The organism is Streptomyces sp. NPDC051105 (genome assembly GCF_040682795.1).
In the GTDB taxonomy this organism is placed as follows: Bacteria; Actinomycetota; Actinomycetes; order Streptomycetales; family Streptomycetaceae; genus Streptomyces.
In genome coordinates this window covers 294,010-306,619 of sequence record NZ_JBFBBR010000008.1, presented here as the reverse complement: position 1 = coordinate 306,619, position 12,610 = coordinate 294,010, and the positions used below count along the sequence as shown (strand labels likewise).

General features: G+C 71.4%; 12 protein-coding genes. 8 read left to right on the top strand and 4 right to left on the bottom strand.

The genetic code is table 11. The features are described from left to right. Positions 1 to 176: 176 nt before the first annotated feature. Positions 177 to 929 carry an MBL fold metallo-hydrolase gene (locus AB0N16_RS21850; protein WP_365799072.1) on the bottom strand — a complete coding sequence of 251 codons (753 nt, stop codon included), beginning with the start codon at positions 927 to 929 and terminating at the stop codon, positions 177 to 179. Positions 930 to 980: 51 nt separating this feature from the next. Further along, a complete protein-coding gene (locus AB0N16_RS21845; protein WP_365799070.1) occupies positions 981 to 1,562 on the bottom strand; it encodes a TIGR03086 family metal-binding protein in 582 nt (193 codons plus the stop codon). Between the two features lie 166 nt (positions 1,563 to 1,728). Between AB0N16_RS21845 and AB0N16_RS21840 the strand changes: the two genes are divergently transcribed. Further along, complete coding sequence (locus AB0N16_RS21840) at positions 1,729 to 2,955, top strand: MFS transporter (RefSeq protein WP_365799069.1); 1,227 nt, start codon at positions 1,729 to 1,731, stop codon at positions 2,953 to 2,955. On the opposite strand, the gene AB0N16_RS21835 is transcribed toward AB0N16_RS21840, so the two are convergent. Together AB0N16_RS21835 and AB0N16_RS21830 are read right to left on the bottom strand one after the other, a co-directional pair. Continuing rightward, positions 2,898 to 4,055: a hypothetical protein gene (locus tag AB0N16_RS21835; RefSeq protein WP_365799067.1), complete on the bottom strand. Its 1,158-nt coding sequence runs from the start codon at positions 4,053 to 4,055 to the stop codon at positions 2,898 to 2,900. The genes AB0N16_RS21840 and AB0N16_RS21835 overlap by 58 nt on opposite strands. Then, entirely contained in the window at positions 4,052 to 4,993 is a 942-nt protein-coding gene (locus tag AB0N16_RS21830) for a 5-dehydro-4-deoxyglucarate dehydratase (RefSeq protein ID WP_365799065.1), read from the bottom strand. The genes AB0N16_RS21835 and AB0N16_RS21830 overlap by 4 nt, the downstream gene beginning before the upstream one ends. A 224-nt stretch (positions 4,994 to 5,217) precedes the next feature. Here AB0N16_RS21830 and AB0N16_RS21825 point away from each other — a divergent pair, with 224 nt between their 5' ends. From AB0N16_RS21825 to AB0N16_RS21795, 7 genes are all read left to right on the top strand, one after another. Continuing rightward, complete coding sequence (locus AB0N16_RS21825; RefSeq protein ID WP_365799063.1) at positions 5,218 to 6,027, top strand: NAD(P)-dependent oxidoreductase; 810 nt, start codon at positions 5,218 to 5,220, stop codon at positions 6,025 to 6,027. 308 nt (positions 6,028 to 6,335) lie between these two features. Next, positions 6,336 to 7,106 (top strand): DeoR/GlpR family DNA-binding transcription regulator, encoded by a 771-nt coding sequence (locus AB0N16_RS21820; protein WP_365799061.1) that lies wholly within the window; start codon positions 6,336 to 6,338, stop codon positions 7,104 to 7,106. Between the two features lie 88 nt (positions 7,107 to 7,194). Continuing rightward, positions 7,195 to 8,562: a sugar ABC transporter substrate-binding protein gene (locus tag AB0N16_RS21815; RefSeq protein ID WP_365799059.1), complete on the top strand. Its 1,368-nt coding sequence runs from the start codon at positions 7,195 to 7,197 to the stop codon at positions 8,560 to 8,562. Further along, on the top strand, positions 8,559 to 9,494 hold the full coding sequence (locus AB0N16_RS21810; protein WP_351694810.1) for a sugar ABC transporter permease: 936 nt from the start codon (positions 8,559 to 8,561) through the stop codon (positions 9,492 to 9,494). Before AB0N16_RS21815 ends, AB0N16_RS21810 begins: the two co-directional genes overlap by 4 nt. Next, positions 9,491 to 10,336 carry a carbohydrate ABC transporter permease gene (locus AB0N16_RS21805; RefSeq protein WP_365799057.1) on the top strand — a complete coding sequence of 282 codons (846 nt, stop codon included), beginning with the start codon at positions 9,491 to 9,493 and terminating at the stop codon, positions 10,334 to 10,336. Before AB0N16_RS21810 ends, AB0N16_RS21805 begins: the two co-directional genes overlap by 4 nt. Continuing rightward, complete coding sequence (locus AB0N16_RS21800; protein ID WP_365799055.1) at positions 10,333 to 11,322, top strand: zinc-dependent alcohol dehydrogenase family protein; 990 nt, start codon at positions 10,333 to 10,335, stop codon at positions 11,320 to 11,322. The genes AB0N16_RS21805 and AB0N16_RS21800 overlap by 4 nt, the downstream gene beginning before the upstream one ends. A gap of 111 nt (positions 11,323 to 11,433) precedes the next feature. After that, positions 11,434 to 12,600, top strand: coding sequence for a TerD family protein (locus tag AB0N16_RS21795; RefSeq protein ID WP_365799053.1), 1,167 nt, complete (start codon positions 11,434 to 11,436; stop codon positions 12,598 to 12,600). Positions 12,601 to 12,610 lie beyond the last annotated feature (10 nt).

The following is a 12,610-nucleotide window of genomic DNA, read 5'->3' as shown; positions in this document are numbered from 1 at the left end:
AAGTACGACGCGGATGAAGGTAGGAGGACGGCTGTGTTTCGTCAATGCTTCTGACAAAGGTGCTCCGCCGGCCCCGCGGGCCGCCTCGAATCCGGTGTTCCGCCTCGGATTCGGTGTTCCGCCTCGGATCCGGTGTTCCGCCTCGGATTCGGTGTTCCACCTCGGGTCCGGCGGATTCAGAGGCCCCGGGCCTCGCCCTCCCGTGCCACGCCGGTGGGCCGTCCCGACACCGCCCCCGCCCGGGCCGCCGCCATCTCCCTGGTCAGCGTCGGCCCCACATGGGTGACCAGCAGCTCCCGCACCCCGGCGTCCCGGGCGATCCGCCCCGCGTCCTCCGGCGTCAGATGGACCCGTTCGCCATCGCGATGCTCGTCGAGGTCCGCCTCGCACAGGAACACGTCCGCACGCGATGCCAGCTCGGTCAGCGCGTCGCAGGGTCCGCTGTCCCCGGAGTACGCGAGAACGCTCCCCTGGCATTCGGCGCGCAGCCCGTAGGCCTCGACGTCGTGGGCCACCGCCCGCGCGCCGAGCCGCAGGTTCCAGTGCCGGACCATGTGCCCGTCGTACAGGGGCCGGAAGTCGAAGACTCCGCCCAGGAAGCCCGGATCCGATCGCCCGAAGAAGCCCGCCAGCCGTTGCGCGCACTCCTGCGGCGCGTACACCGGTATCGGCACGGCCGGCGTCATCCCGCCGAAGGCGTAGGCATACGCGGCGGCCAGCAGATCCGCACTGTGATCCGCGTGCAGGTGCGAGATCCAGATCGCCGTGAGCCGGGCCGGATCCGTGTGCCGTTGCAATTCCGCGAAGGTCCCGGTCCCCGCGTCCACCCACACCTCGGCGCCCCCGCCCCGCAGCAGATAGCCGGAACACGGGCGGCCGGGCCGGGGGTGCGGAGAGGCCGTGCCGAGGACCGTGAGGCTCAGTGCCATGGCGAGGAGAGTACGGATCCGGGTCCCCGCCCGCTCACCGTTTGAGTCCGTTTACGGCTTCCAGGCCGGATCCCGGCCACTCAGCCCCACCGCCCGGTCCAGCAGCGGCACGCCCTCCCGCACCGGCACGACCGGGCCGAACGGACCCCGGTCGCCCTCCGCCGCCGCCCGGAGGAAGCCGTACGCCGCCTCCAGCGCCGCCGGATCGGGGACATAGGACTGCCCCGTCGCCCGGGCCAGGTCCCAGCCGTGGATGACCAGTTCGTCGGCGGCGACCGCCGCCGCCACCTCTCCCGGCAGGTCGATCCCGCCGGCCCGGGTCATGCCGCGCCACGCGGACGGGTCCCGCCAGGCCTGAGCCAGTTCGTCGAGTGCCTTGGGCAGTTCCTGCCGCCATCCCGGGCCGAGTGCCGGCACGGTGCCATCGGGGCGGTGGTCGGTCGTGGTCCCCAGATCCTTGTGGGCCGCGTCCCGGAAGGCCACGGACAGTCCCGCCACATGGCCCAGGAGGTGGCCGACCGCATAGTCCGGACACGGGGTCGGCGCCGCGAGCTGTTCGTCCGTCACCCGCTCCGCGAGCATCGCGACGATCCGCGCCTGCGGGCCGATGTCGATCATGGTCGTGCCGGTCATTCCCGTCGCCTCCCAAGTCCGTTCCGAAGATCTCGTTCAGGCGGTCGACCCCGCCGACTCCCGAAACTCATCGGCACGCCCCCGGCGGTTTCGCACGCCGTCCGCCGTCCTTCTAAGGCACCTGCCCGATCCCAGCACCCCCGCCTTAGGCCCACGATGACCAGGCATGAACACCTCCTGGACCGTGACCCGCCTCCTGCGCGACCGCAACGCGGCCCTCTACCTCACCGGTGTCGTGGTGTCCGGCTTCGGCACCTCCGCGCTCTGGCTGGTGTCGGGCGTCTGGGTCAAGGACCTCACCGGCTCCGACGGCCTCGCCGCCCTGTGCGCCGCCGCCCTCTGGACCCCCACCCTCCTCGGCCCGGTCCTCGGCACCCTCGCCGACCGCGTCCGTCGCAAACCCCTGCTGATCGGCGTCAACCTCGGTCTGGCCGGCCTCCTTCTCGCCCTGTGGACGGTCGGCTCCACCGCCTCCGTCTGGCTCCTGTTCACCGTCCTCGTCCTCTACGGCGCGGCCGGCGTCGTCGAGGACGCGGCCAACTCCGCCCTGGTCGCCGCCGCCGTCGACCCGGCCCTCCTCGGCGACTTCAACGGGCTGCGGATGACCGCCCGCGAGGGCATGAAGCTGGTCGCCCCACTGACCGGCGCCGCGCTGTACACGGCGTACGGCGGGCCGAGCGTGGCGGCGCTGGACGCCGGCACCTTCGTGCTGGCCGCGGGGGTGTGCGCGCTGCTCCGGGTGCGCGAGGAACGCCCGCGGCCGGCCACCGGGAGCTGGCGGCGGGGGACCGCCGAGGGCGTCCGGCTGCTGTGGGGGCACCCGGACCTGCGTCCGCTGGTGCGGGCCGGCGGCGTCACGATGTGCCTCGCCTCGCTCGGCAGCAGCCTGAACTACGCGGTGGTGGACGCCCTCGGCCACTCCCCCGCCTACACCGGCGTGATGTACGCCGTCCAGGGGGCCGGTTCGGTCGCGGTCGGGCTGGTCTCCGGGCCCGCCCTGCGGCGGCTCGGCGAGCGCCGGTTCGCCGCGTACGGCATCGCGCTGACGGGGATCGCGCTGGTCGCGCGGGCGGTGCCGTACGACGCCGTGGTGCTGGCGTGCGGTGCGGCGGGCGGGCTCGGGCTGCCCTGTGTGCTGATCGCCGCCTACACCGCCGTACAGCGCGAGATCCCGGCCGCGGCACTGGGGCGGGCCACCGCGACCGCCGACACGCTGATGTTCACACCGAACGTGATCGGACTGGCCGTCGGGGCCGCCCTCGTCGAACTCGTCGACCACCGGCTGCTGCTGGCGGTCTTCGGCGGTGCGCTGCTGGCCATCGCCGGGTCACTGGCTCAGCGCAGCGCCTCCCGCACCGCCGCCAGGTCGCCGTCGGACGCCAACCCGGCGTGATACAGCCGCAGTTCGGTCGCGCCCAGCGCACGCGCCCGGGCCGCGTCGGCCGCCAGGGTGCCGGGGTTGCCGCCCATCCCGGAGACCACCGTGAAGTTGGCGGCCAGGACCGTGTCCTGGCGCGCGTGCTCCGCGAAGGGCGCCAGCAGGGCCGTACCGCCCGCGCAGGGGACCACGACACCGTCCGCGACCGACAGCACGTGCGCGGGGTCCACGCCCGCGTTGGCGCCGCAGTGGTAGGCCACCGGGTCCGCGTGCAGCAGCACCTGGAAACCCTCGGGGGCCGCCGCGCGCACCGCGGCCACGGCCGCCTCCTGGAGCGTGCGGGCCCGCCCGTCGCGCCACGCGCGGGTGGCCGCCGCCACCGGTTCGCCGAGCAGCTTCTCGACCGTCGGCCATCCGCCGTCGTCCGTCGCGCCCCGCCACAGCGGCTCCAGGGCCTCCCGGACGGTGGCGGCCAACTCGTCGGCTTCCAGGCCCTGTTCGCCGTAACCGGCCCGGCAGGTCGGGCAGAAGCACAGCGCCATCAGGTACTGGCCGGCGTCGCCGAGGGCGATGCCCGCGGTCTTGTCGTGGGCGTGCAGATGCTGGAGGCCGTACCAGCCGAGGGACTCCAGCTCGGTGCCGGCCGCGCCCGGTCGGACGGCGGCCTCGGCGGCGAGGTCGATCAGGTACGCGCGCGTGGCGGGCTGGGCGATGCAGGGGGCCCAGGGGTAGCGGTCGCCGTAGGCGTTGACGACCGAGGTCTCCGGGTGCTCGGCGCCCAGGCGGGAGCTGTGGGCGAGGATCACCCAGGTGTGGACGTCGAGACCGGCGCCGGCCAGGGCTTCGGCCGCCTCTCCGTAGGCGTCGCCGGGGGCCCAGTAGCCGGCCTGGTGGGGTCGGAGCCGACGGTCCGCCCAGCGGTCGCCCGCCGGGTAGTAGAGGGCCGCGTACTCGGCGGTGACGACGCGGTGGCGCGGGTGCCGGGGGGTCAGCGCGCGGGTGGAGTGATAGGCGGCGGCGAGGGTCACCTGGTCCACGCCGAGCGCGGCGATCCGCTCCGGGGCCCCGGGATCCCCGTTCACGTCCCAGGGGTAGACGAACGCCGACGCCTTCACCGGTCCTCCTCCAGCAGGGCGTAGCCGCGCTCGATCAGCTGGGCGAGCTGCTTCACATGGTCCTCGCCCGGCTCGTGCAGCGGGGGCCGCACCTCGCCGACGTCCAGACCGCGCAGCCGTACGCCCGCCTTGACCAGGGAGACGGCGTATCCCCGGCCCTGGGCGCGGAGTTCGACGAACGGACGGTAGAAGCCGTCCAGCAGGCGCTCCACCGTCGGCCGGTCCCCCTCGCGCAGGGCGGCGTGGAAGGCGAGGGCGATCTCGGGGACGAAGCAGAAGACGGCCGAGGAGTAGAGGGTGATGCCGATGGCCCGGTAGGCGAGCTGGGTCTGTTCGGCGGTCGGCAGACCGTTGAAGTAGAGGAAGTCGCCGGGGACCTCGGTGCGCACGGCGCTGACGATGCGCTGCATCAGGTCCAGGTCGCCGAGGCCGTCCTTGAAGCCGATGACACCTTCGGTGCGGGCGAGTTCGACGACCGTGGGCGGGGTGAACACCGCGTTGTCCCGCTGGTAGACGATCACCGGGAGACCGGTCGCCGCGGCCACCTCCCGGTAGTGCCGCAGCAGGCCCTCCTGGCCGGCCACCACCAGGTAGGGCGGCATGGCGAGCAGGCCGTCGGCGCCCGCGGCCGCGGCGAGACGCGCGTAGCGCACGGCGAGCGCGGTGCCGTAACCGGCCCCCGCGATCACCGGTACCCGGCCCTCGGTGGCCGCCACGGCCGCGCCCACGCAGGCCTCGAACTCCTCGGGCAGCAGCGCGTGGAACTCCCCGGTGCCGCAGCAGGCGAACACGGCCGCGGCGCCGGCCTCGACGCCCCGGCGCACATGCTCGCGGTAGGTGTCGAGGTCGAGGGAGCCGTCGGGGCCGTAGGCCGTGACGGGGAAGAAGAGCGGCCCGCGCGGGTCACGGAGCCGCGCGGCGAGAGGGGCTGGCGTCACGGGCGCTCCCTGTTGATGCATGTGTCTGATCGGTGTCCATATTCATGAACGCGACCACGTTACGATTCCCCGTTGGCGCCGGTCAAGCCGCGAAACAGGGAACACGAAGGCGGATTACCGCACTCCACGGCACACTTGACTGAGCACACCCCAGCTCCCTAGCGTGTCCACGAATGTGAATGTCGTACATGTACGCGATCGACGTCGAATGAAGGAGACCGCGGATGCCCACTCCCCGCACGCTACTGCTCACCGGCGCCGCAGGCGGGCTCGGCACCCTGATGCGGTCCCTGCTCCCGGCGTACGGCTACGAGCTGCGCCTCTTCGACGTCCGCCCGATCGACGGCGAGCCGGACGCGATCACCGCCGACCTCGGCGACCAGGACGCGCTGCGGGAAGCGGTACGGGACGTGGACGCGGTCCTGCATCTCGCGGGGATCTCCCTGGAGGCACCCTTCGACAAGATCCTCCGCTCGAACATCGAGGGCACCTACAACCTGTACGAGGCCGCCCGCGAGGCCGGCGTGCCGCGTATCGTCTTCGCCTCCTCCAACCACGCCGTCGGCTACACCCCGGCCCCGCGCGCGGGCGACCCACTGATCCCGATCGACACCCCGCGCCGCCCTGACACCTTCTACGGCCTGTCCAAGTCCTTCGGCGAGGACCTCGCCCAGCTGTACTGGGACCGGCACGGCCTGGAGACGGTCTCCGTCCGCATCGGCTCCTGCTTCGCCGAGCCGGCCGACGTGCGCATGCTCTCGGTGTGGATGAGCCCCGCCGACGGCGCCCGGCTCTTCCACGCGGCCCTGACCGCCGAGGAGGTCGGCCACACCGTCGTCTACGGCTCCTCCGCCAACACCCGCCTGTGGTGGGACCTGACCAGCGCCCGGGCGCTCGGCTACGAGCCGCAGGACGACTCCGAGCAGTTCGCGGAGAAGCTGATCGCCGAGCACGGCGAGCTGGACCCGCGGAACCCGGCCCACACCCACCTGGGCGGCCGGTTCGTCAACGACCCGCCCATCTGGCCGTACTGAAGCCGAACGAGACACGAGACGGCGGAAGCCGGCCGGACACGGCATCACGCCAGGCGGCGGAGAACGATCGTCCACGGCGGCGGGCGGGCACCGAACGGGCCCGCCCGCCGCCGCGTTCGGGCATCCCGGCTGCCCGCTCCCACCCCCCGCCCGGCAGCCGCGCAGGTCCGAGGCGGGCACGGCGACCCGGCAAACGGGCACACCCGGGCAGTATCGGGCCCGCAACAGACCTGGTCAGCCTCGGGCACCCGCTGTAGAACTTGCTGCATGGCCCGAACGGGCAGTTCCACAGGGAAGTGGGTGACGAGATGAGCACGTGGACGGCGGAAGAACGCCAGCGCGAGATCGTGCGGGCCGCGCGCGTCACCGGCTCGGTCGACGTCACCGCTCTCGCCGCCACCCTGGGCGTGGCCAAGGAGACCATCCGGCGGGACCTGCGCGCCCTGGAGGACCACGGCCTGGTCCGCCGTACCCACGGGGGCGCGTATCCCGTCGAGAGCGCCGGTTTCGAGACCACGCTCGCCTTCCGTTCGACCAGCCATGTCCCGGAGAAGCGGCGGATCGCCGCGGCCGCTGCGGATCTGGTGGGCGACGCCGAGACCGTCTTCGTCGATGAGGGCTTCACCCCGCAGCTCATCGCCGAGGCACTGCCGACCGACCGGCCACTGACCGTGGTCACGGCGTCACTGCCGGTCGCGGGCGCGCTCGCCGAGACCGAGAACATGTCCGTACTGCTGCTCGGTGGACGGGTACGGGCCGGCACGCTGGCGACCGTCGACCACTGGACGACGAAGATGCTCGCCGGTTTCGTTCTCGATCTCGCCTACATTGGTGCCAACGGCATCTCGCGTGAGCACGGTCTGACCACTCCGGACCCCGCCGTCAGCGAGGTCAAGGCGCAGGCCGTGCGTGCCGCCCGCCGGACGGTCTTCGCGGGCGTGCACACCAAGTTCGGAGCCGTCAGCTTCTGCCGCTTCGCCGAGGTCGGCGCCCTGGAGGCGATCGTGACGAGCACCCTTCTGCCGGCCGCCGAGGCCCACCGATACGCCCTGCTGGGCCCGCAGGTCATCCGGGTCTGACCCACCGACGACACACCCACGCCCTTCCCGAAGGGCTCTTCCCCACCCCGCAGTGCCCCATATATCACGATTCCTCCAGGAGCGATCCATGCGAACCCCGAGCCGACGGAGGCCGCGAGTCACACTCGCCATGGCCGCCGCAGGGACGCTGCTCGCCCCGCTGCTCTCCGGCTGCTGGGTCGGTGCGGGCGGGTCCGGGTCCGGCGGCGATTCGATCAACGTGCTGATGGTCAACAACCCCCAGATGACGGAACTCCAGAAGCTCGCCCCGCGCTTCACCAAGGAGACCGGCATCAAGGTCAACTTCACCGTCCTGCCCGAGAACGACGTCCGCGACAAGATCAGCCAGGACTTCGCCAACCAGGCCGGCCAGTACGACGTGGCCACCCTGTCCAACTACGAGATACCGATCTACGCCCGCAACGGCTGGCTGCACGAGATGGACTCCTACGTCGCGAAGGACCCGGACTTCGACCAGAAGGACATCCTCCAGCCGATGCGCGAGTCCCTGACCGCCGACGACGGCAAGCTCTACGGAGAGCCCTTCTACGGCGAGTCGTCCTTCCTGATGTACCGCAAGGACGTCTTCACGGCCAAGGGCCTGACGATGCCCGCGCACCCCACCTGGCAGCAGGTCGCCGACCTCGCCGCCAAGGTGGACGGCGCCCAGTCCGGCATGCGCGGCATCTGCCTGCGCGGCCTGCCCGGCTGGGGCGAGCTGATGGCACCGCTGACCACGGTCGTGAACACCTACGGGGGCACCTGGTTCGACAAGGACTGGAAGGCCCAGCTGACCGGGTCCGGCTTCGAGAAGGCGACGAAGTTCTATGTCGACCTCGTCCGCAAGCACGGCGAGTCCGGTGCCCCCCAGTCCGGCTTCGCCGAGTGCCTCAACAACATGACCCAGGGCAAGGTCGCCATGTGGTACGACGCCACCTCCGCGGCCGGCCTCCTGGAGGCGAACGGCTCCCCGGTCAAGGGCAAGCTCGGCTACGCCCCCGCCCCCGTCGAGCAGACCAAGTCCGCCGGCTGGCTCTACACCTGGGCCTGGGGCATCCAGAAGGCCTCCCGCAACCCCGACAAGGCGTGGAAGTTCGTGTCCTGGGCGTCCAGCAAGCAGTACGAGGAACTGGTCGGACAGACCAGCGGCTGGTCCAACGTCCCGGCGGGCAAGCGGGCGTCGACGTACACGAATCCCGACTACGTGAAGTCGGCCGCCGCGTTCCAGGAGATGACCAAGGAGGCCATCGAGAGCGCCCGCCCGAACGACCCCGGCGTCCAGCCGCGCCCCGCGCCCGGCATCCAGTTCGTCGACATCCCCGAGTTCACCGATCTCGGCACCAAGGTCTCCCAGGAGATCAGTTCGGCCATCGCCGGACGTCAGTCCGTCGACTCGGCCCTGAAGAAGTCCCAGCAGCTGGCCGAGAAGATCTCCAAGGAGTACGAGGGACGATGACCGCGACGACAGCCCCCTACGCAGCGACACCCGTACACGCCACGCGGCCGCCCTCCGCCCGCCTGCGCGCCTGGGCCACCCGGGCCCCCCTCCTGCCCGCCCTGGTCTTCATGATCGTCGTGACCCAGCTACCGTTCGTGGCCACGGTGGTCATCTCCTTCTTCGACTGGAACGCCCTCTACCCGAAGGCCCGCCACTTCGCCGGCGTCGACAACTACCGCCAGGTCCTCACCGACGCCGACCTGCGCCACTCGGTGTGGACGACCGTGCTCCTCACGGTCACGGTGGTGCTGGTCAGCCTGGTCCTCGGCCTCGCGCTGGCGCTGCTCCTGAACAACAGGTTCCGCGGCCGGGGCATCGTCCGCACCCTGCTGATCGCCCCCTTCCTGGTGGTCCCGGTGGCCGCCGCCCTGCTCTGGAAGCACGTCCTCTACAACCCCGAATACGGTCTGCTCAACGGTCTGTTGCACTACGTCGGCGGACCTCAGCCGGACTGGATCTCCAGCACCCCGCTGCTGGCGGTCGAGGCCGCCCTGGTGTGGCAGTGGACGCCGTTCATGATGCTGATCCTGCTCGCCGGGCTGCAGAGCCGGGACCCCGAGCAGATCGAGGCCGCCCGGGTGGACGGCGCCAGCGACTGGCAGGTCTTCCGCTATCTCACGCTCCCGCACCTGCGCCGCTATCTCGAGCTAGGCGCCCTGCTGGGCAGCATCTACATCGTCCAGAACTTCGACGCGGTCTTCACGATCACGTCCGGCGGCCTGGGCACCGCCAACCTTCCCTACACCGTGTACCAGAGCTTCTACCAGGCCCACGAGAACGGCCTCGCCTCGGCCGCCGGCGTCCTGGTCGTCATCGGTTCGATCATCATCGCGACCTTCGCCCTGCGCGTGGTGTCGTCCCTGTTCCGAGAGGAGGCGTCCCGCGCATGAGCAGCCTCGCCCTACACGTCAGGAAGCACCGGGGCCGCAGCGTCGGGCTGGTGGCCTGGCTGGTCGGCATCGTCTTCTTCTTCCCCATCGCCTGGATGGCGCTGACGTCCTTCCACTCCGAGGCGGACGCGGCGACCAACCCGCCCTCCTTCGGCGCCGCCCTCACCCTGGACGGCTACCGCGAGTTCTTCGGGGCGGCCGGCGGCGCGAGCCCCTGGCCGGCGCTGGTCAACTCGGCGGTCGCCTCGATCGTCTCGACCCTCCTGGTCCTCGTCCTGGCCTTCCCGGCGGCGTACGCGCTGTCGATCCGGCGGGTCAAGAAGTGGACGGACGTCCTGTTCTTCTTCCTCTCCACCAAGATGCTGCCGGTGGTGGCCGGCCTGCTGCCGATCTACCTGTTCGCGAAGAACACCGGGATGCTGGACAACATCTGGTTCCTGGTCATCCTCTACACCTCCATGAACCTGCCGATCGCGGTGTGGATGATGCAGTCCTTCCTCGCCGAGGTCCCGGTCGCGGTGATCGAGGCGGCGCAGATCGACGGCGCCCGCCTGCCGACGATCCTCGCGCGCGTGGTCGCCCCGATCGCCCTGCCCGGCATCGCCGCCACCTCCCTGATCTGCTTCATCTTCAGCTGGAACGAACTTCTCTTCGCCCGAGTCCTGACGGGCGTGGTCGCCGAGACCGCCCCCGTCTTCCTGACCGGCTTCATCACCAGCCAGGGCCTGTTCCTGGCCAAGGTGTGCGCCGCGTCGCTCGTCGTCTCCCTGCCGGTGCTCGCCGCGGGGTTCGCCGCCCAGGACAAGCTGGTCCAGGGCCTGTCGTTGGGAGCCGTGAAATGAAGGCCGCCGTCATCGAGTCCGTGGGCCGTGCCGTCGTCACCGAGGTCCCCGACCCGACACCGGGCCCCCGCGAGGTCGTGGTGGAAGTGGCCGCCTGCGGCCTGTGCGGAACCGATCTCCACATCCTCCAGGGCGAGTTCGCGCCCAAGCTGCCGATCGTGCCGGGCCACGAGTTCGCCGGCGAGGTGGTCGGCGTCGGCGCCCAGGTGACCGAGGTGGCGATCGGCGACCAGGTCGCGGTCGACCCGTCCCTGTACTGCCACGAGTGCCGCTACTGCCGGGACGGCCACAACAACCTCTGCGAACGGTGGGCCGCGATCGGCGTGACCGTGCCGGGCGGGGCCGCGCAGTACGCGGTCGCCCCGGTCGCCAACTGCGTGAAGCTCCCCGAGCACGTCCGCACCCAGGACGCGGCCCTGGTCGAGCCGCTGTCCTGCGCGGTACGCGGCTACGACGTCCTCAAGTCCCGGCTGGGCGCCCACGTCCTGATCTACGGCTCCGGGACCATGGGCCTGATGATGCTGGAACTCGCCAAACGGACCGGCGCGGCCAGCGTCGACGTGGTCGACCTGAATCCGGCCCGCCTGGAGACCGCCCGGCAGCTGGGCGTCTCGGCGACCGCCGCGAACGCGGACGAGCTGGACCGCCCTCGGGGCTGGGAGGTGGTGATCGACGCGACCGGCAACGCGGCGGCGATTCAGGACGGCCTGGAGCGGGTGGCGAAGGCCGGGACGTTCCTCCAGTTCGGCGTCGCCGACTACGCGACCCGGGTGACGATCGACCCGTACCGCATCTACAACCAGGAGATCACCATCACCGGCTCCATGGCCGTCCTGCACAGCTACGAACGCGCGGCGGAGCTGTTCGCGAACGGGGTCCTGGACCCGGAGATCTTCATCAGCGACCGTCTCCCGCTCGACAGCTACCCGCAGGCGCTGGAGCAGTTCGCGGCGGGGGTGGGGCGGAAGATCGTCGTCGTCCCCTGAGCCGGACCGCGGGTGGTCCCCGTCCCCTTGAGCCGATCGGGGGGTTCCGGGGCCCGCCCAACAGTAAGGGAACGGTAAAGCGGGGTCGTTCGTTCACGGGGCATGACAGCTATGACCCCTGGCTCGAACATCCCTCTCCCCGTCTCCCGGGTGGCGGTGGACGTCGCCGCCCCGGTGCGGCTCGACGTGTCGGGCCTGCTGCTCACCGGCGACGGCAAGGTGCGCTCCGACGACGACTTCATCTTCTACAACCAGCCGAACGGCCCGGGTGTGACGTACCGCTCCGGCGGCGGTGCGTCCCCGGACGCGATCACCGTCGACACGGCCGCCGTGCCCCCGGGCATCGAGAAGATCGTCGTCACCGCGAGCCCCGACGCCGCAGGGCAGACCTTCCAGGGCATCGAGCCGACGGCGACGATCCGCAACGCGGACGACGGCTCGGTGCTGGGCACGTTCACGCCGCCGCAGCTGGGCGCCGAGACGGCCCTGGTGGTCGTCGAGATCTACCTGCGCAACGGCGCGTGGAAGGCCCGCGCGGTCGGCCAGGGGTACGCGAACGGGCTGGCCGGCATCGCGACCGACTTCGGTGTCACGGTGGAGGAACCGGCGGCCGCCCCGGCCCCCCAGCCGACGGCTCCCCAGCCGGCGGCCCCGCAGCCGACGGCTCCCCCGGTCGTGGCCCCGCCCGCCCCGGGCGCCGGGAAGATCAACCTCGACAAGGGCCGGGTCAGCCTCCAGAAGAACCAGACCGTGTCCCTGGTCAAGGGCGGCAGCCCGCTGCTCTCCCAGGTGAAGATGGGCCTGGGCTGGGAGCCGGCGTTCCGCGGCAAGGACATCGACCTGGACGCCTCGGTCATCGCCTACGGCCCGCAGCGCGACCACGTCGACAGCTGCTACTTCGGCAAGCTGTCCATCCTCAACGGCGCGATCAAGCACTCCGGCGACAACCTCACCGGTGAGGGAGGCGGCGACGACGAGGTGATCGTGGTCGACCTCGGCCGGATCCCCCCGGAGGTCACCGGCCTGGTCTTCACCGTCAACTCCTTCTCCGGCCAGAAGTTCACGGAGGTCGCCAAGGCCTACTGCCGCCTCCTGGACGCGGCGACCGACGAGGAACTGGTCCGCTTCGACCTCACCAACGCGGAATCGCAGACCGGCATGATGATGGCCAAGCTGGTCCGCCAGTTCTCCGGCGAGTGGGACATGACGGCTCTGGGCGAGTTCGTGAAGGCCCGGACGGTACGGAACATGGTGAAGCCGGGGGCGCAGGCACTCTGACGAAGGCTCG

What these genes read in the sequence shown, in the direction of transcription:
- AB0N16_RS21800 (WP_365799055.1), top strand. Translation starts at nt 10,333, where the DNA reads ATGAAGGCCGCCGTCATCGAGTCCGTGGGCCGTGCCGTCGTCACCGAG.
- AB0N16_RS21805 (WP_365799057.1), top strand. Translation starts at nt 9,491, where the DNA reads ATGAGCAGCCTCGCCCTACACGTCAGGAAGCACCGGGGCCGCAGCGTC.
- AB0N16_RS21845 (WP_365799070.1), bottom strand. Translation starts at nt 1,562, where the DNA reads ATGACCGGCACGACCATGATCGACATCGGCCCGCAGGCGCGGATCGTC.
- AB0N16_RS21840 (WP_365799069.1), top strand. Translation starts at nt 1,729, where the DNA reads ATGAACACCTCCTGGACCGTGACCCGCCTCCTGCGCGACCGCAACGCG.
- AB0N16_RS21825 (WP_365799063.1), top strand. Translation starts at nt 5,218, where the DNA reads ATGCCCACTCCCCGCACGCTACTGCTCACCGGCGCCGCAGGCGGGCTC.
- AB0N16_RS21815 (WP_365799059.1), top strand. Translation starts at nt 7,195, where the DNA reads ATGCGAACCCCGAGCCGACGGAGGCCGCGAGTCACACTCGCCATGGCC.
- AB0N16_RS21850 (WP_365799072.1), bottom strand. Translation starts at nt 929, where the DNA reads ATGGCACTGAGCCTCACGGTCCTCGGCACGGCCTCTCCGCACCCCCGG.
- AB0N16_RS21820 (WP_365799061.1), top strand. Translation starts at nt 6,336, where the DNA reads ATGAGCACGTGGACGGCGGAAGAACGCCAGCGCGAGATCGTGCGGGCC.
- AB0N16_RS21795 (WP_365799053.1), top strand. Translation starts at nt 11,434, where the DNA reads ATGACCCCTGGCTCGAACATCCCTCTCCCCGTCTCCCGGGTGGCGGTG.
- AB0N16_RS21810 (WP_351694810.1), top strand. Translation starts at nt 8,559, where the DNA reads ATGACCGCGACGACAGCCCCCTACGCAGCGACACCCGTACACGCCACG.